General features: G+C 49.2%; 16 protein-coding genes. 5 read left to right on the forward strand and 11 right to left on the reverse strand.

The genetic code is table 11. From position 1 onward, the window contains the following. Positions 1-25: 25 nt before the first annotated feature. The 4 genes from QMK20_RS19415 to QMK20_RS19430 form a co-directional block, all read right to left on the reverse strand. Positions 26-1189, reverse strand: coding sequence for an iron-containing alcohol dehydrogenase (locus tag QMK20_RS19415; RefSeq protein ID WP_283652936.1), 1164 nt, complete (start codon positions 1187-1189; stop codon positions 26-28). Positions 1190-1376: 187 nt separating this feature from the next. After that, the gene (locus QMK20_RS19420) at positions 1377-3020 is read right to left on the reverse strand and encodes a UDP-glucose--hexose-1-phosphate uridylyltransferase (RefSeq protein WP_283656312.1); all 1644 of its coding nucleotides are present in this window, start codon (positions 3018-3020) and stop codon (positions 1377-1379) included. 18 nt (positions 3021-3038) lie between these two features. Further along, on the reverse strand, positions 3039-4028 hold the full coding sequence (galE, locus tag QMK20_RS19425; RefSeq protein WP_283652937.1) for a UDP-glucose 4-epimerase GalE: 990 nt from the start codon (positions 4026-4028) through the stop codon (positions 3039-3041). A gap of 1 nt (position 4029) precedes the next feature. Further along, positions 4030-5208, reverse strand: a complete 1179-nt coding sequence (locus tag QMK20_RS19430) for a galactokinase (RefSeq protein WP_283652938.1) — start codon at positions 5206-5208, stop codon at positions 4030-4032. A 218-nt stretch (positions 5209-5426) separates the two neighbouring features. On the opposite strand from QMK20_RS19430, the gene QMK20_RS19435 reads away from it, so the two are divergent. Beyond that, positions 5427-6293: an AraC family transcriptional regulator gene (locus QMK20_RS19435; RefSeq protein WP_283652939.1), complete on the forward strand. Its 867-nt coding sequence runs from the start codon at positions 5427-5429 to the stop codon at positions 6291-6293. A 201-nt stretch (positions 6294-6494) separates the two neighbouring features. On the opposite strand, the gene mgrA is transcribed toward QMK20_RS19435, so the two are convergent. The 4 genes from mgrA to QMK20_RS19455 form a co-directional block, all read right to left on the reverse strand. Further along, complete coding sequence (mgrA, locus tag QMK20_RS19440; RefSeq protein ID WP_283652940.1) at positions 6495-7514, reverse strand: L-glyceraldehyde 3-phosphate reductase; 1020 nt, start codon at positions 7512-7514, stop codon at positions 6495-6497. A gap of 84 nt (positions 7515-7598) precedes the next feature. Beyond that, positions 7599-8342 carry an NAD-dependent protein deacylase gene (locus QMK20_RS19445; protein ID WP_283652941.1) on the reverse strand — a complete coding sequence of 248 codons (744 nt, stop codon included), beginning with the start codon at positions 8340-8342 and terminating at the stop codon, positions 7599-7601. Beyond that, positions 8330-9109: an HAD family hydrolase gene (locus QMK20_RS19450; protein WP_283652942.1), complete on the reverse strand. Its 780-nt coding sequence runs from the start codon at positions 9107-9109 to the stop codon at positions 8330-8332. Before QMK20_RS19450 ends, QMK20_RS19445 begins: the two co-directional genes overlap by 13 nt. 15 nt (positions 9110-9124) lie before the next feature. After that, on the reverse strand, positions 9125-9931 hold the full coding sequence (locus QMK20_RS19455; RefSeq protein WP_283652943.1) for an alpha/beta fold hydrolase: 807 nt from the start codon (positions 9929-9931) through the stop codon (positions 9125-9127). Positions 9932-10246: 315 nt separating this feature from the next. Between QMK20_RS19455 and QMK20_RS19460 the strand changes: the two genes are divergently transcribed. The 3 genes from QMK20_RS19460 to ilvD all read left to right on the forward strand — a co-directional run bounded on the left by QMK20_RS19460 (position 10247) and on the right by ilvD (position 13631). After that, positions 10247-11281: an acyltransferase family protein gene (locus tag QMK20_RS19460; protein WP_283652944.1), complete on the forward strand. Its 1035-nt coding sequence runs from the start codon at positions 10247-10249 to the stop codon at positions 11279-11281. Positions 11282-11456: 175 nt separating this feature from the next. Next, positions 11457-11705, forward strand: coding sequence for a KGG domain-containing protein (locus QMK20_RS19465; protein ID WP_014282920.1), 249 nt, complete (start codon positions 11457-11459; stop codon positions 11703-11705). Between the two features lie 237 nt (positions 11706-11942). Further along, positions 11943-13631 (forward strand): dihydroxy-acid dehydratase, encoded by a 1689-nt coding sequence (gene ilvD / locus QMK20_RS19470; RefSeq protein WP_283652945.1) that lies wholly within the window; start codon positions 11943-11945, stop codon positions 13629-13631. Positions 13632-13720: 89 nt separating this feature from the next. Here ilvD and QMK20_RS19475 read toward each other — a convergent pair whose 3' ends face one another. Next, entirely contained in the window at positions 13721-15118 is a 1398-nt protein-coding gene (locus QMK20_RS19475; protein WP_283652946.1) for a polysaccharide deacetylase family protein, read from the reverse strand. A 268-nt stretch (positions 15119-15386) separates the two neighbouring features. Between QMK20_RS19475 and QMK20_RS19480 the strand changes: the two genes are divergently transcribed. Next, the gene (locus QMK20_RS19480; RefSeq protein ID WP_283652947.1) at positions 15387-16541 is read left to right on the forward strand and encodes an AI-2E family transporter; all 1155 of its coding nucleotides are present in this window, start codon (positions 15387-15389) and stop codon (positions 16539-16541) included. On the opposite strand, the gene QMK20_RS19485 is transcribed toward QMK20_RS19480, so the two are convergent. Both QMK20_RS19485 and QMK20_RS19490 read right to left on the reverse strand, forming a co-directional pair. Beyond that, the gene (locus tag QMK20_RS19485; protein ID WP_283652948.1) at positions 16496-18304 is read right to left on the reverse strand and encodes a peptidoglycan D,D-transpeptidase FtsI family protein; all 1809 of its coding nucleotides are present in this window, start codon (positions 18302-18304) and stop codon (positions 16496-16498) included. The two genes, QMK20_RS19480 and QMK20_RS19485, sit on opposite strands and share 46 nt — an antisense overlap. A 153-nt stretch (positions 18305-18457) precedes the next feature. Beyond that, complete coding sequence (locus QMK20_RS19490) at positions 18458-18559, reverse strand: sporulation protein YjcZ (protein ID WP_082067271.1); 102 nt, start codon at positions 18557-18559, stop codon at positions 18458-18460. Positions 18560-18818 lie beyond the last annotated feature (259 nt).

Genomic DNA, 18818 nt, shown 5'->3' on the forward strand with positions numbered 1-18818 from the left:
ATTATCCAATGACTGAATGACTGGATTACAGAGATGCTTTGTAAATTTCCACTACATCTTCGCGATTCAGCTTGTTAAATCCGCCAAAGGATCCGAATTTCACAGCTTTATCAGCCATAACGTCGATTTTGGAACCGTCAATGTCGTAATCAGCCAGACGGCTTGGCGCACCAATCGAGTTCCAGAAATCACGCAACGCCTGAATACCTTCGAGCGCTACTTCTTCATCACTCTTGCCTTCCGGGTTTACATGGAACACATTCACAGCCAGTTGCTTGAAGCGTTCAGGCTTCACATGCAGATTGTGCTTCATCCAGTTCGGGAACAAAATCGCCAGTCCTCCGCCATGTGGAATATCATAAACAGCAGACACCGCATGCTCGATATTATGAGTCGCCCAGTCACCTGTCAGCCCCATATTCAGGAAGCCGTTCAGCGCCATCGTACCACAGTACATCATCGTTTCACGCAGCTCGTAGTTCTCCAGATCGTTGACCAGGCCCGGAGCCGCATCCATAACTGTACGCAAAATCGTTTCACACCAGCCAAGCTGAACCGGAGTGTTAGATTCCAGATGGAAGTAATGCTCCAGCGTATGTGACATCATATCCACGATTCCGTACACCGTTTGATTTTGTGGCAGAGAATACGTGTTCACCGGATCAAGAATGGAAAACGCAGGGAACGCAAATACGCTGCCCCAGCCCAGTTTTTCCTGTGTTTCTTCGTTCGTAATGACAGAACCTGCGTTCATTTCGGAACCGGTAGCTGCCATCGTCAGAACTGTACCTAAAGGCAATGCTGCCTGTGGAGCCGCTTTACGCTCTGCAAAATCCCACATATCGCCATCATATTTCGCCCCGACAGCAATCGCTTTGGAGCAATCCAGCACACTACCGCCGCCAACAGCCAGTACGAGGTCGATTTGATGTGTTTTACACAATTCCACGCCTTTATGTACTGTGGACAAGCGAGGATTTGGTTCTACACCTGCCAGTTCCGTTACCTCTGCTCCAATCTCTTTAAGCAGACTTATTACATTATCATACAAGCCGCTGCGCTTAATACTGCCGCCGCCATATACAAGCAGTACACGTTTACCGTATTTAGGAACTTCACGCTTGAGAGCCTCTAATTGCCCTTTACCGAAGATCAATTGAGTAGGATTATAAAATTCGAATGCTTTCATCGCAAACGTTCGCCTCCAATATTTTTCAAAGTTTAATGTTAAGAAACTACTCTATTATAACCTTCTCAGTTACAGGAAACAAATTTGCTTCTTTTTCAGAAAAAAAACCATGTTCCTTAAGGAGCATGATTCCATGTCATATCTTGGGAGGGTTCTCGCACTGTATTATGCGCTGCCTGCAATTATTCTATTCCCCTGTTGTATAACCCAGTTGCTTTATAAAACGTCCAAACGCTTGCTGACCTTCCGAATCACGCTTGTACACTCCTGCATGCTCCAAAATTTCACTGAACTTCAGTCCAACTTCATTTTGTACAGTGCGAACAGCCGTCTCCTTGTCAGGCAGACGACCAAATCGGGTGTTCAACTGGTAAATCCAGTCCGCATGCTTGAATAGCGGATGCCCTTCCTGCTGCATAGCTATAGCCAGCTCGTCGTTACCGCATAAAATATCTGCAATACCATCCAGTTCATCCTTAAGCCGCCCCGGCAAAATCGCAAGTCCCATAACCTCGATCAGACCGATATTTTCCTTCTTGATATGATGCATCTCGCGATGAGGATGAAAAATACCTTCCGGGTACTCATCACTCGTCCGGTTGTTGCGCAGCACCAGATCCATCTGGTACCTTCCTTCCGTATCCCGGCGTACAATCGGTGTCACCGTATTATGCGGCACCGCTTCTCCGTCCTGCTCCGTATGAGAGAGGACATCGGCTGCGGGATCGCTGTAAGTCTTCCAGGCTTCAAATGCAGCATTCCCCGCCTCCAGCAACGCTTCGCCATCCGTTGAAGTAAAGCGGATCACTGACATCGGCCAGTTCACAATCCCTGCTGTGACTTGCGGGAAGGCTTCATTGCGATATACAACGTCCACGCCTGCTTTTTCAATCGGGAACGTATGACGTCCACCTTGAAAGTGATCGTGAGTCAGAATAGATCCTCCGACAATCGGCAGATCGGCATTGGAACCGATAAAATAGTGCGGGAACGCTTTCGTAAATGCCAGCAACCGCCGCAGCGTATCCTTCGTAAGCTTCATCGGCACATGATCGTGATGGAACACAATACAATGCTCGTTGTAGTACACATAGGGCGAATATTGAAAAAACCACGGTTCCCCGTTCAATTCCAACGGAATGATGCGCAGGTTTTGGCGGGACGGATGATTCACCCTTCCGGCATACCCAACGTTTTCACGGCATAATTGACATTTTGGATAAACTGGCGGCGGAAGAAGCTTCGCCATTGCGATTTCCTTTGGACTTTTCTCCGGCTTGGACAGATTAATCGTGATTTCCATATCTCCGTAAGGTGTCGGCTGATTCCAGTACACATTGCTGGCAACGCGGTCCATTCGGATGTAATTCGAGTCGATGGACAGTTGATAAAATGCATCTGTCGCTGCCTCTATGCCACGTTCAGCCTCCGTTTGATGAAAGTCACGGATGACTTCAGACGGTCTTGCCATCAGCAGGCCCATGATTTTGGAATCCAGCAAATCACGGTACGTATCTGTGTTTTCCGATATAAGTCCAATCGCATATCCATAATCAATCAATACATTAAGCACAGGCTGGAGAACCTCGGGGGCTGTGATGCCCCCTGCCTCCTCGCCGGAATAAGGCTCCGAAAACCCGAACTGCTCCAGCAGCAGATTACGGCTGTAATCTGTATCTTGCAGACCGATCAATCCCCGGTTTTGTGCGAATGCAGCCAGTTGCTCAATCGCATACAGAGCGGCTTGCTGTACAGTTTCATCGATGTCATGGGCCGCATGCCGGGAATGTTCCCGGCCTTGACCTCTATCTGCGGATTGACTCTTGCTCATCATGTCATCGTCTCCCGTCTATTCGTCGCCGTAGCCCTGAGGGTGCGACTGATGCCAGCCCCAAGCTCCGCTAATAATGTCCTCCAGTTGGGTACGCGCCGGACTCCAGCCCAGCACCGAACGTGCCTTTTCAGAAGAGGCAACCAATACTGCCGGATCACCCGAGCGCCGTGGCTCTGTAACCACCGGAATGTCGAGTCCAGTGACCTTGCGCGCCGTCTCGATAACTTCCTTCACCGAGAAGCCCTGTCCGTTGCCCAGATTAAACACGTTGCTGTCATGACCTTCACGCAAATAATTTACTGCACGCACATGGGCATCCGCCAGATCGCTCACGTGAATATAATCCCGGATGCACGTTCCATCTGGCGTGGCATAATCCTCACCAAACACCGCGATGTGTGGGCGCTGTTTCAGTGCTGTCTGGAGTACCAGCGGAATCAGATGACTTTCCGGACGATGATCCTCACCGATTTTGCCGCTCTCATGCGCACCGGCCGCATTAAAGTACCGCAAGGACACATATTTGATGCCCAATACTTTATCAAACCACGACATCATACGCTCCATCATCAGCTTTGTTTCACCATATACATTCGTTGGCTCCGTACGGTCGCCCTCTTCAATCGGCACCTTTTCCGGTTCGCCATAGGTAGCCGCAGTGGAGGAAAATACGATCCTGCTCACACCGGCATCCTTCATGGCCTCCAGCAAGCTCAACGCGCCGAATACGTTGTTGTCATAATATTTACCCGGATTTTGCATACTTTCCCCGACCAGCGAGTTGGCTGCAAAATGGATAACTGCGTCGATACTGTTTTCGGAAAACAGTCTGGACAGCAGTTCTTTATCTCTCAGATCACCTTCATACAGCTTGCCTCCGAGCAGTGCTGCCTTGTGCCCGGTCTGCAAATTGTCCAGCACCACAACTTCTTCTCCCCGATCCAACAGCTCTGCTACCGTATGTGAACCGATATATCCAGCTCCGCCTGTTACTAAAATGGCCATGTTATTCGTCCTCCTTCTGTTCTTTAACTCCGTCTCCCGCCTTACATACATAAAAGCTGGCTTCCAGCCCTGTCCGGGTCTGATAAGCTTCGCCGACTTCCTTCACAAACCGTTCCACATCGTCCTCATGGACAAGTGAAACCGTACAGCCCCCAAATCCGGCTCCCGTCATACGCGCACCCAGCGTGCCAGGAATGCGCCGTGCTTCCTCGACCATCACATCCAGCTCCGTGCAGCTAACCTCATACAAATCGCGCAATGAATCATGCGAAGCGTTCATCAATTGCCCAAAAGCTTCGAGATCATTCGCCGCAAGAGCATCGACAGAGGCCAGCACGCGAGCGTTTTCCTCTACCACATGCTGTGCCCGGCGTCGTACCGTTTCATCCGCAATATAATGCTGGAGCTCACCTAAACGGGCCTCATCCAGCTGAGCGAGGTATTCCAGCGTCGGCTCCTGCTGCTGCAAAATGGACAGTGCTTCGGCACATTGGCTACGGCGCTCGTTATAGGCTGAATCCACCAGCCCGCGGCGCTTATTCGTGTTGCCGATCACCAGCTTATAGGCATCGGTACGGAATGGCACCTTACGATATTCCAGCGTATCGCACATCAGCAGAATGGCATGATCAGCCGCACCGTTCGCTACAGCGAACTGATCCATAATACCGCAATTGACACCAACGTAATTGTTTTCTGCCCGCTGGGACAATAAAGCAATTTCGACTGTGTTCGTTTCCTGTTTTTCGGTAGTGAGGAACGCGTATCCCGTTACAACCTCAATAGAGGCAGAGGAGGATAATCCGGCACCATTCGGTATTTCTCCATGATAGAGCAGGTCGTATCCGCTAGACGGATACACTCCCTTTTCAGCCAGCTCCACCAGCACACCGACCGGATAGTCCACCCACTCATCAGTTTTACTTTTACCTATTTTTCCACGTGGGATAGATGCTTCATAGGAAAGGTTCGTCGAAGCAAAATGAATTTCATCATCATTACGCACACGAAGAATCAGCGTCGTACCGAATTCCAGTGCAGCCGGGAGTACATAACCACCGTTGTAGTCGATATGCTCCCCAATCAGATTAACACGCCCGGGAGCATGAAATATCCGCAGCTCATGGCTGCTTTCACCATATTTGTCGATAAAACGTTTCTTTATTTCAGTAGTGTTCATATCCACATCCACCTCATCACCGTTAGTAAAGGCCCCCTGACTTCCCTGTAACAAACTTAATCAGGTTGACACTTCTTATGATTTCAGTATAAATGAAAGCGTTAAATAATGTAATGCATCCATGTGTTAAAGCTATGGATAAATGTGACTTGGATATGTACAATGTAAGTATACCGTATCTAATAAACCATTCACAAATCCAGGAAGGATGACCCTATTTGCAAACGCATTCATATAGCTATGCTGTGGCCTCCAATCCGGTGTTTTATGAAAATAGCCCGTTGCACGTGCTTTTTGCCGGCGAGAGCCAAACCAAATCCGGTCATGCCGTCGGGCCGAAGCTCTATGATTACTATCTGCTTCATTTTGTAGAATCTGGAAAAGGCATCTTCCGAACAGAGCAGCACTCATATCAGCTTGAAAAAAACGATTTTTTCCTGATCCATCCCGGTCAGCTCGTAAGCTACACCTCCGATGAAGAGGAGCCATGGCGGTATCGCTGGTCTGCGTTTACAGGACAGCATACCGAAACCATGGTGCAGGAAGCAGGACTGCGCGTGCACCAGCCTGTCTTCCACGCTTCCAGTGAAAGCCTGATCCCCAGCTATCTGGAGCAGATGCAGTTAGCCTTTTACAGCCGAAAATCCAGCTCGCATCTTGCAGCCCTCGGCTACCTGTATCTGATCATGGGGGAAGCGGGTAATCATTTAAGCGACTGGTCTGACCCAACCGGGGCGGATTCGCAAATTCGGCGGACGGTCAAGCAGATGGTCCAATATATGTCCACTCAATATGCGCATCCCGTTTCTATTGAACAAATGTCCGAAGGACTTGGTTATAACCGTGCGTATTTGTCACGTATATTCAAGAAGGAAACGGGCGTCTCTCCTGTTACCTATCTGCTCAAGCTGCGAATTGACAAGTCTCGTCAACTGCTACGCGAGCGTCCCGAGCTTTCGGTGGAGCAGGTGGCCGCTTCGGTGGGATTGACAGACGCTTTGTATTTCTCGCGTCAATTCAAGCGCTTCTGCGGTCAGTCGCCAACCCAGTATCGAAGCAAGGTTCAGCAATATCCGCATCCTTAACAGACTTTAACCGATCACATATCCTGCCCTGCTCCGTCTGATGATTGATCCTCAGTTCCAGCATGAATGAGCAACGACCAAGCTGGTATGGTTTGGAAAATGGCAAACAGCCCGCATCCTTCAACGATGCGGGCTGTCGCGTGTATATTGGGTATGAAAAATTGCACGTTATACCGATGATGATGGAATAGCTTTTGAGCATTAGGCTGTGCCGCCGTCCTGTAAGTTCCCGGCATTCAGAATCGAATCAATCCGATCCAGCTCTTCCTGTGAAAAGTCCAGATTGGACAAGGCAGCAACGTTTTCTTCAATTTGGCTCACACGGCTGGCCCCAATCAGGACGGAGGTCAGACGCTCACCACGCAGAGCCCAGGCCAACGAGAATTGAGCCAAGCTTTGTCCGCGCGCAGCTGCCATTTGATTGAGCGCCCGCACCTTACGAAGTGTTTCGGGTGTCACATTGTTTTCATTCAAGAAGACAGATGCACTCGCTGCACGCGAATCCTCGGGAATTCCGTTCAAATATTTATTGGTTAGCAATCCCTGAGCCAAGGGGCAAAAGGCAATGCTGCCGATCTCGTTTTCGTCCAGTACATCCTGCAACCCGTTTTCAATCCAGCGGTCGAGCAGAGAATATTTTGGCTGATGAATCAGCAGCGGTGTTCCCAGCTCCTTCAAAATACGAGCGGCTTCTGCCGTTTGCTCCGCGCTATAATTAGACACGCCCACATACAGCGCTTTGCCGGAACGTACGATATGATCCAGAGCCTGCATTGTTTCTTCCAGCGGCGTATCAGGATCAAAACGGTGGGAGTAAAATATGTCGACGTAATCCATACCCAATCTCTTCAAGCTCTGATCCAGACTGGATATCAGATACTTGCGTGAGCCCCAATCACCATAAGGTCCTGGCCACATATAATAGCCCGCCTTGGTCGAAATGACCATCTCATCCCGGTACGGCTTCAAATCACTAGCCAACACTTGTCCGAAAAATTCCTCTGCCGAACCCGCCGGAGGACCATAGTTATTAGCCAAATCAAAATGCGTAATCCCCAGATCAAAGGAACGGGTAACCATGTTACGGCCGTTCTCTGCATTGTTGATCCCGCCAAAATTGTGCCACAAGCCCAGTGAAATGGCAGGCAGCTTAAGGCCAGATCTCCCTGTGCGGTTATATTTCATATTTTCATAACGATCATCGCCAGCCAAATAAACCATGCTATCCCAGCCTCTCTCGAAACATTGTTATGTCCATTACAACAACATCATAGCGCTTTTATCCGGCCGTTGACAAGAAAACGATTACAAACTCAATTGACTGCCGAGTTCTCCCATAACCCTGCCGATGGGATCGGTAATCAGGAGATCCGCCTTGTGATCATATGAAGTGGGGTCTGTATTAAGCAATACCGTATGTTTACCGTGAAAATAAGTAATCAGTCCCGCCGCAGGATGTACCGTCAGCGAGGTTCCTCCAATTAATAGCAGATCGGCCTGCGAGATAGCCTGAATGGACCGGACAAGCGTATCCTGATCCAGCTCTTCCTCGTATAAAACGACATCCGGTTTGATAATTCCCCCGTCTACTGGACATTTGGGCACCACCTCAGAGCTGTCCATCACTTCGTTCAGACTGTAAAAGCGCCCGCATTCCATACAATGGTTGCGATGCACCGAGCCGTGAAGCTCAAGCACATCCACACTGCCTGCGGCCTGATGCAATCCGTCAATGTTTTGCGTCACGACCGCTTTGAGTCGCCCTTGCTGTTCCAGTGATGCAAGGAAACGATGGCAGCCGTTCGGCTCCGCATCCGGATGCAGCATTTTGCTGCGATAGAAGCCAAAGAACACTTCAGGATGCTTTACAAAAAAAGAACGGCTAAGCATAACCTCGGGGGGATAAGGCAATTTTTCCTCACTCTGATACAGACCAGCCGCCGAACGAAAATCCGGGATACCGCTCTCCGTCGACGTACCCGCCCCGCCGAAAAAAACAATATTTTGTGATTGCTGTATCCATTCAGCCAACGTTTTTACTTTGTCCATGTTTCACGCACCTCCAGCTCTTCATATCCGCGGACGATGATGTCCGCATCCAGCAAATGACCGGAACGTTCCGGCTCTGACGCAAATCCGATGGCCAGCCGCACCCCGGCACGCTTGCCCATCTGCATATCCCCGTTGCTGTCTCCGATGACAGCTACATCCGCTGGCGACAGTCCTAGCAAAGCACAGGCTTTTTCAGCCATTTCCGGGTCCGGTTTGCCGTATGTAACTCTGTCGTGTCCGATGACCTCGTCAAAATATGACGTCAGCCCCATCCACTCCAGGTGCTCCTGCGCAGCCTCTGTACTGTCAGAGGTCACGACCGCCAGCTTCAATCCGGCACGACGGCTTTGCTCCAGTAACGTGCGTAAACCCGGAAACACCTTCGCGGCCCGATGTCGCCGCACATCAGCCATCGCCATTTTGTTAAAATCCCGAACAACCCTCACTGCTTCATTCCACGGTACACCGGCAGTATAAAGCTGCCAAGCCAGCACGCCCGTACTTTCATCCACTGTCCCCATCGCCAGCGGGCCGGAAGGATCATAGCCAATCACGCGCCCCTCAGGGTCGTGGATCGTACCCAGAATGCTGCCTTTTTCCACCGTAAAGTCAGTACCTGCCACGGCAAGATGCTGTTCCAACATATCCAGTATAGAACGGGCCCAGGGACCCCACAACTGAATAAAATCCAGCAGCGTGCCATCCTTGTCCAATAAAATGCCACGGCATGGAAACCGCTGTCCCTGCACGACTAACTCAGACATGCAGCCCACCTCCTTTTACTGGTTTTTTTTAGCTGAATCTACACTCTCTTTCATCCAGTCCTGCAAAGCTGAAACCGTTTGATTCCATTGCTCGGCCGGGCTAATTTTCGCAGGGTTATCTCCTTTTTGGGCTCCGTAGCTGCCAAATTGGGCATGATTGCCGCCCTCAACTGTAAAATACAGCGTATTGGCTGGTAGATAAGCCCTTCCACTTTGAACACTATCCATTTTAATAACTCCATCATCACTTCCAAGCAGGGAAATGACCGGCAGATTTTTATCCTTCAAATTCCCCTTACTGTCCGGGTAGGAAGCAAGGAAAAATACGCCCTTGACCTGATCGGGATGTGTAGCGGCATAACGGGCAGCCATAACACCGCCTAACGAATGGCCTCCGATCACAAAGGTTTCTTTCGGATATGCCTTCAACACCTCACCCGCCAAATCCGGGGAAGTCAGTGCAAGGTTCAGCGGCATTTTTGCAATGATCACATGATGACCCTTTTCCGCCAGACGGCGGGCCAAAGGAGCGTAGCTTTCGGGCTTCACCAACGCACCCGGGTACAAAATAACTCCGGCACCGATTCTTTTTACAGGCTCAAAACCAACCCAATACTCTTGTTCGTTCACCTTCACAGCATCGGCTGATTCTGCTAATGCAGCAGTAGCTGTGCTGTCAGGCTGATAGGGCGTGAATACCTTCCATGCTCCCCAGCCTGCGATAAGCACAATGACAATCAGGATACCCAATAGAATTTTCCATATTTTCCGGGGAGTGCGTGTCCCATATGAGCTGTATGATCTTCTCGTCCTTCTTCTCATTTTAAAGGTTCCTTTCGTATTTCGTACCTCATGATTCATGATTGGTGTATGAAATTTTTTGCTGCGTAAATCAGCTTATCTATAACCTTGTTAGGGTACCATCGTTGCGCACACAGGGTCAAATAAGAAGACATTTCCAGACATTTGCCTGGTCTTTGTCCCCTGTTCAAGCTTCTGCCACATAATAAGGATATGACAGCGCTTACCATTGTGAATAAAATCACAATTGTAAGACTCAGAGTATCGTACCTTGTTCCTTGTAAGGATTATTTTGCACAGAGTTTACTCGGCTGAGTGCCGTTCGGAGGGAATTACATGACGACAAGCCATGACATACAAGGAGAAAGCTTCTTTCTCAATTTGCGCTTTATGCTGATCATATGCGTATTTGCAGGCAATGCTCTGGAGCCCTTGGTTGGCTCGCTTCACATCGCCCAGCAATGGTTTAGCTGGATATTCATGTTTCATATGCCGTTGTTCGTGCTCGTTACAGGGTACTTTGCCAAAACATCGTTAGCTGGGTACGCAGGCCGGAAAGTCTTGCTTCAGATCGGTATGCAATATCTTATTTTTCAAACCCTCTATTCGATATTGGATGCTGCACTCTTCCATGTTCCCCATATTCATCATTCTTTTTTTGCACCTTATCTGCTGCTATGGTTCCTCGCCAGCCATATCTGCTGGAGACTGCTGATGCTTGCTTTCCAGGGAATGTCACCTGTTGTCCAAATAGGTATCTCCGTGCTGCTGGGTATCCTTGTCGGGTATCTACCAGTGGATGGCATCTGGCTCAGCATAAGCAGAACCTTTGTTTATTTGCCCTTTTTCGTAGCAGGGTATCATCTGCATTATGCCGATGTTCGTCGCTTCTTCACGACTCCAGTCCGTGTGATCGCAGGCGTAGTGTCCCTTCTGCTTATGGTACTGGCGGGAACGTCGTACTACGGCATTCCGGCAGGCTGGCTGTATGGCAGCATGACTTATGGTGAGCTGGGCCATGCCGAATGGTATGCGGGGATTTACCGCATTGGCATTTATGGAGTGCAATTCATAGCGGCTATCGCGTTTTTGAGCTTTGTTCCAGCCGTCACTGGACGTATGACTGACATGGGGCGGCGGACATTATACGTCTTTTTGCTCCATGGTCTGATTGTCCGTACCGCTGCTGCCAAGGGAATTTACGACTATATAGACACTCCGGTGGAAGTGATTCTGATCGTAGCGTGTGCTGCGGGTCTGTGCTGTCTACTGACTCTGCCTTGGGTGCGAAATGCAACACATCCTTTAATCGAGCCACGGGTCGACTGGATGCTTAAGCCGTCTCCTTATCTTTTTAAACGATCCGCATAACTTTTTATGTCCATCCTATAACAAGCGTCAGTACGCGACAAACGGCGATCAGACGAAGAACTAGGCGGACCCTGATCCTCTTTACTTAGCAAGGGGCCTGTTTCATCAAGGCATGATGTGGTAAGTAAAGGATGCGCGCAACAAAAAACAACTTTTCATAAAGGAGTGATTTGTAATGGCACGTAATCAGGATCAAGGTAAAATGAGTCGCGAAGAGGCAGGTCGTATGGGTGGGGAAGCAACATCCAAGAAGCACAACAAGGAATTTTATCAGGAGATTGGTAAAAAAGGCGGGCAAGCTACCGCTAACTCCCACGATAAAGAATTTTATCAGGAAATTGGTAAACGTGGCGGCGATGCTACGGCTGAGTCCCATGACAAAGATTTCTACAGGGACATTGGACGCAAAGGCGGCAGAAATTAATGTGCAGTACCACATAAAACACCCTTCGTAACTATAAAAGCAAGCTCAAGCCCATCCCGCTTTATTGCGGAGTGGGCTTTTTCATATTTTGCCGACATCACAAAAATCCAATCGATTACTTTCTATATATGTAGAAATATGCGCACATGTATGATAGACTCTTTAGAAAACATCTGCGCTAATTCGGCGTCATTCGAACGCCATACCATTTTTTAACTTTGGGGGGAAACCAGCATCATGACAGCTAAGACGAAAATGCGTTCCGATATGATTAAAAAAGGCTTTGACCGCGCTCCTCACCGCAGCTTGCTGCGCGCAGCGGGCGTTAAAGAAGAAGATTTTGACAAACCATTTATCGCGGTGTGTAACTCGTATATCGACATCGTACCGGGCCACGTCCATTTGCAGGAATTCGGCAAAATTGTCAAGCAAGCCATTCGTGAGGCAGGCGGCGTACCTTTTGAGTTTAACACCATTGGTGTAGATGACGGCATTGCCATGGGACACATTGGTATGCGTTATTCTCTGCCAAGCCGTGAAATTATTGCCGACTCCCTGGAAACTGTCGTTTCCGCTCACTGGTTTGACGGCATGGTCTGCATTCCAAACTGTGATAAAATCACACCCGGCATGATGATGGGCGCATTGCGCGTGAACATCCCGACTATTTTCGTCAGCGGCGGCCCCATGAAAGCTGGTAAAGACAAGAACGGGCGCTCTATCTCCCTGACCTCCGTCTTCGAAGGCGTAGGTGCCTATCAGGCTGGTAAAATCGATGATCAAAGCCTGCTGGAATTAGAACAATACGGCTGTCCAACTTGTGGCTCTTGCTCAGGTATGTTCACAGCGAACTCCATGAACTGTCTCGCTGAAGCAATGGGTCTGGCTATGCCTGGTAACGGCACCATTCTCGCAGTAGCGGAAGAACGTAAAGAATTCGTTAAACAATCTGCACGTCAATTGATGGAATTGATCAAGCTGGACCTGAAACCACGTGATATCGTGACTAAAGAAGCTATTGATAACGCATTTGCGCTGGATATGGCAATGGGTGGTTCCACCAATACGGTATTGCACACATTGGCACTGGCTCATGAAGCTGAAGTAGACTACCCTATCGAACGGATCAATGAAGTGGCGAACCGCGTACCTCATTTGTCCAAATTGGCACCTGCTTCCGACTATCATATCGAGGATGTTCATAATGCAGGCGGTGTCAGCGCAGTGCTGAATGAATTGTTGAAGAAGCCAGGCGCACTGCATGGTGACTGTATTACCGTAACCGGAAAAACGATCCGTGAAAACGTAGAGGGGCAGGAAATTCTGGATACCAATGTTATCCACAAGCTGGACAACCCTTATTCCGAACGCGGCGGTTTGGCTGTATTATTCGGTAATCTGGCACCGCAAGGCTCCATCATTAAAGTCGGTGCAGTTGATCCGTCTGTTGGTGGTTATCACAAAGGCCCTGCCATCTGCTTTGATTCACAGGAAGATGCGCTGGCTGGTATTGCCAATAGTAAAATCGCAGAAGGCCACGTTGTTGTTATCCGTTATGAAGGTCCTAAGGGTGGACCGGGTATGCCTGAAATGCTCGCTCCAACTTCGCAAATCGTCGGTATGGGACTTGGTGCCAAGGTCGGCCTGATTACAGACGGACGCTTCTCAGGCGCATCCCGTGGTATCTCCATCGGTCACATTTCCCCCGAAGCAGCAGAAGGCGGCCCTATCGCTTTTGTTGAGGACGGTGATATTATCGAGCTGGATCTGAACAATCGTACGATTGAGCTGCAAATTAGTGACGAAGAATTTGAACGTCGTCGCGCAAACTGGAAAGGCTTCGAGCCGAAGGTTAAAACAGGTTATCTGGCACGTTACTCCAAGCTGGTGACCAATGCAAGCAACGGCGGTATTATGAAAATCTAATCCTTATCATGATATGTTTTAAAAACGAATAAACAAAAGCCTCCCGAACACCCTGATCACAGGGGTTGGGAGGCTTTTTTAGCGTTAATTCAACTACTTGATCTCGTATCTGCTGCTTGCGAGGCTCTAACTGCTTCCTGAATAGGATCGGTTTTGCCTTGGCCTTGATCCGTAGGGTATGAATCCCCCAGCCAGAAACGGTCAAACAGAGTATCAATCGGCATCACAATCATCTTCGGCACCATCTCGTCCCTTTTTTCATTCAACCGCTCTGGGCCGGAAGGGTGGATAACACTAAATAACAGCTTTAAATATAAGGTTGACGCTATCCTGAACAGTCCCTTGGGAAGCTCTCGTATCTGAAAACCCAGCTTCTCCGGTCCCCGATTAATCATACTCACTGCATAGATGGCCTTAATACCGTTCATTTTGGGGTCATCCGCAATTCGATAGGCGAGATCAGGAAGTTGTCGTTTTACAATCCGAATCAGTTGAATGGCCAAATGCACCATAGACTTGGCGGTTGTGCCTAACTGAAACAGCATTTTATTATCAAAATGCAGCTCAACCACGGCGTCCCCTTTTTCCAGCCACCTGCCGTTCTCCATGTTCACATTTGGCCCGTGATAGATACTACGCTTGTAATAAAAGATCGTGTCCTCCTTACGCACCGGACGTAGACGGAACAGAACGTGAAATAGCCGCTCATACAGCAACCATCCGAATACTAACGTTCTTTTAAACCAACTCGTATTGGATGTTTCGGTAGTAGCAGGTCTGCTGGCAGACTCACGACAAAATAAGGTATCGACACGTACGCTGCGCAGCTTCCGTTCTTGGGCAACCACCAACAGCTTCTCCAGCGCAATCAGCATGTTTTGCGGAGCGCCTGCGTCTGCCCCCAGTGTTGTACCGCAGTCATGGAGCAGCATCACCTCGCCACCCCTCAGCTTTTTGAGCATCCGCTCAGCCAACTGTTTTGCTCCGATGCTTGCCTTCCAATCCCCAAACATGGAGGACCATAATACGATTCGGCGACCATTCGAGTTGGAAATATCAAAGAAATTCACAATTCCCCATGGTGGGCGGTAAAAGGTCGTTCCTTCCCCGGTTACCCGGCGAATAACAGCCTCTGTCCGGGCAATTTGTCTTCTGACCGTGACGGGCCGCATAAGCCAATTCGATTTGTGCACATAATTATGAATACCGATCAAGTGACCTTCGTCATGCATGCGTTTCAAAAGCTCCGGGTGTTTTTCCGCATGTACGCCTACGACAAAAAAAGTAGCCTTGGCATCAAAACGCTTCAGCAAATCAAGCAACTGCGGCGTATACACTGGATCAGGACCATCATCGAAGGTGAGCGCATACTCTTGCTCGCTTTTGCCCCGCCGAAACACCCGAAATCCAAACATTCGACTGACCAGCGCCGGAATAAAAGCATAAAAAGTTGAAATGTAAAACATCCATAACAGTAAAGTCTGCACGTTTTATCCCCACTTTTCTATTTCTGGACTACCAAGCAGGCTTCCTGAGGAAAACTCACTTACTTTTATGTTATCACAAAGACGTAAGCGTGCCGAGATTTTGCTGCATTCTTTCTTGAGCATAACGATCAGCTACTGGGCTAACCCGTTGCTGCTTTAGGCGGTTATACTGTCGGTTTTGATTCTGTATTTTAGCACTGTGTAAGCAGCATAGAGATCCAATTTAGTGTACAATAGGTGAAAATCTTAAAGGAGTCGTTGTATACATATGCTTCCATTGTACAAAAAATATTGGCGGACCGTTTTTGATATCGGCCTGATTGTATTAACTGTGTATTTAATTATGTTCGTATCCAGTAAGCTGTATCAGCTCGCGGCCCCTGTATTCCTGTCGTTCGTTGTGTTTTGGTGCATTGAACCTGTGGCCCGTTATTTCCACCGTAAAGGTATGAAGAAGCCCTTCGCTTCCGCACTCTCTGTTTTGCTGTTTATCATCCTTTTACTCGCTATTTTTTTTGGATTAGGTCTGATTCTGGTTACGCAATTTACGAAAGTGGCGCAAAATCTCCCACAGTATACCCAGATTATCCAAACGGAATTCACACGGTATCTTCATCTTTCCCAAGATAAAATTGCCGCTTTGCCGCCGGGGATTACCGAACGTGTTAACGATTATTTTGAAACTGCGACCGCCATTGCCACCAAATGGGCACAGCTGGGGCTCTCCTTTTTCATACAGTTTCTCAGCTCCTTCACTGTCTTTATGGGCAACTTTGCAGTTGCCATTATTTTAGCTTTCTTTTTAAGTATGGAGATCAATCTCTGGAAGGGCATTGCTCGCAGTAAAACACCCAAGACGCTTAAAACCGCTTATCTTTTTCTGAAAAATCATGTACTCAAAGCGATTTCAGCCTTTCTGAAGGCACAAGCCATGCTGGTGGGAATTACCTTTGTTCTCGTATTTATAGGTTTACTCATTTTGCAGGTGGATAATGCCCTGTCGTTGGCTCTTGTGGCGGCTTTGTTCGATATTTTGCCACTGCTGGGTGTACCTGTTATTTTTATTCCGTGGGCAGTCTATTTGTTCATCACGGGCAACACCGGCCTGGCTGTAGGGCTGCTCATTGTCATGGCTGTAACGGTAATCGTCCGCCAGCTGGCAGAGCCTAAAATCACTGGTAATTCCATCGGTGTTTCATCTGCTTATCTGATGCTTTCCTTTGCCATCATCTCACTGTCGATCTTCGGATTGGCCGGGTTGATCCTGTCTCCAATCCTGATCATTTTACTGAAGGAATTATGGCAGCAAGGCTATTTGCAGCAATGGATTCGATTTCCGACAGAAGAATTCGAGGAGCCTCCCTTTATCGTCAAAATTCAGGAGGAAGAGCGTGTAGCTTCTCGTGGGACCGAGGAAAATTGAGCTAACAGGTCCATCACTTGACCAAACAGTGCTGTTGCCTGATTTGCAGAATGCTGTGGCGCATTTTGTACCAAGACGGCAACGGCATAACGAGGGTGCTTCACCGGGCCATACCCGATAAACCATTGGTGATTCACGGGTTGACCATCCTTTAGAGCCTGGGCTGTGCCCGATTTTCCAGCCAGATGCCACGACTTGCCACGCAAGGATGCACCTGTGCCGTGGGCTACGACCTTCTCCATCGCTTCGCGAAGCGTACGAGCTGTGGAAGCGTGAATCGGATGGCTTCCTTCGGGTGATAGAGAAGCGTGAGCTGGCAGATCCAGCAACGTACCTCCGTCTGCGTAGCCGACGTGCTTCACCAGCCGTGGAGCATGCACCTGACCATCATGCAGCAATGTCACGACGAGATTGGCGACTTGGAGGGGCGTGACCAGCACGTCTCGCTGGCCTATAGCTGTCTGGACACGTACACCCGGATCAGTCGCATTTGTAAGGGAGCCGAATACGGCTCCCTTTTCTTCGTGATCCAATGGACTGAACTGCGACATGCCTGCAAGATTCCGCTCCTGCCAGCCGACGGTCCGGCTCAATCCGAGCGCAGAGGCTGTGGCCTGAATTTGGGCAGGGCTAAGCCGTTCACCCAGATGAGCGAACACGATATTACAGGATACGGCGAGCCCTTCCTCCAGGTTCAGAGCGCCGTGTCCTTCTTTTTTCCAGCATGCCAAACCATACTTCCCATAGGTCCCGTGACAATGGAATTGCTCCTTCGGTTGGACTACCCCCGATTCAAGCGCAGCAGCAGCCGTAACAAGCTTAAAAATAGAGCCGGGTGTCACTGCCTTGAGCGCACGGTTAGCCCAACCTGTGGTCTGGTGTGGATCGACGCGACCAGGGTTATAAAAAGGACGAGACACCATCGCCAGCACATCGGCGTTCCCCGCATCCAGCACAACCACCGCCCCTTCTGCCAGCTGATTGGTTTCCGTCAGCTTTTCAAGCTGCTGCTGTAATGGGAGATCAATGGTCGTCTGGACCTGTAGAGGATAGTGGCCATTGGACGGGGCACTGACACGTAACGGCAAATGAGCCAGCGGACGGCGCTGTGCATCCACAAATCGAGAAACGAAGGTTTCACCCACACCACTCAGGAGTGGCTCCAGCGTTCTTTCCAGCCCGGCTGCCCCGATTGGCAATTGCCCCGGTCGATCTGGTCGTTCGTACAGAAATCCAAGCCACTGCTTGCCATTGGGTACATTGTTGTAGCGTGTCGAATACGGTACAAGCTCTACCAGAGAAGGTGTGAGGCTAAGCAGTTGGTCTGCTTCATCCGGCTTGATATGCAGGGGTTGTCCATGCCCGTCTCGCCATAACAGCGGGGATTGCAGCCCCTTCCATTGAGCCAGCAGCTCCTTCTTATTTGTCCGCAGCAGCTTGGCAAGCTGTTCTCCATGCCCGGCTGTTTTACCGTCTACATCAGGAAAAAGCACTGGCGTCCATACCACGCCTCCAGTTAACGGTCGTCCGTACCGATCCGTAAATTGTCCCCGCCCCGAGTCTATTGCAATGCCCTCCTGCCGCTGGCGTACAGACATTTCCTTGAGCGAATGCCCCCCGTAAGCAGACATTTGGATACCCGCCGTCCCCTGTATCCAGGCCAGCCGCAACAGCAAAATGAGTAGCAATGTCGTAATGCCCACAGCCATATATGCAATGCGACGTTTTCGAATAAAACTGCTGCCACGCCTCGGCACATGCATCCTTCTTTCATCTTTTTTCCAGTAGTATGTCCTGTAAATGTTTTTTCCAATCTGTATGTTATATGGCATGTCGTTTTATTGAAAAGCAAAACCACCCAGCTTGAGAAGCCGAGTGGTTAGTTATTGAACATTGCCTTCACGATTATTTATGAACTAAATCCAAATTGCTTTAGTGATGATAACCAACAGAATAAAGAGTACCAAAATTGCACCAGTAGAAGTCCAACCGCCGTAACCACCTTCAAATCCACCCATGGCTCGATCCCTCCTTTGATGTGTAGTACACTTCAGCATATGTAGAAGATTACTCAACGGCAGGGCATTCAGGCAAACAAATAAGGCTCTACCAGTACGATGCAGTAGAGCCCACAATGTTATAAGAGAAATGTTTTCAAGATGATCACTAGCAAAATAAACAGTGTCAGGATAGCGGCTATTGATGTCCACACTCCTCCGAAGCCTCTTTCCATTTCCCCCACAAGAACGCCTCCTTTGTTTTAGCGTACTGTATAGG

This window comes from Paenibacillus sp. RC334 (assembly GCF_030034735.1).
In the GTDB taxonomy this organism is placed as follows: domain Bacteria; phylum Bacillota; class Bacilli; order Paenibacillales; family Paenibacillaceae; genus Paenibacillus; species Paenibacillus terrae_A.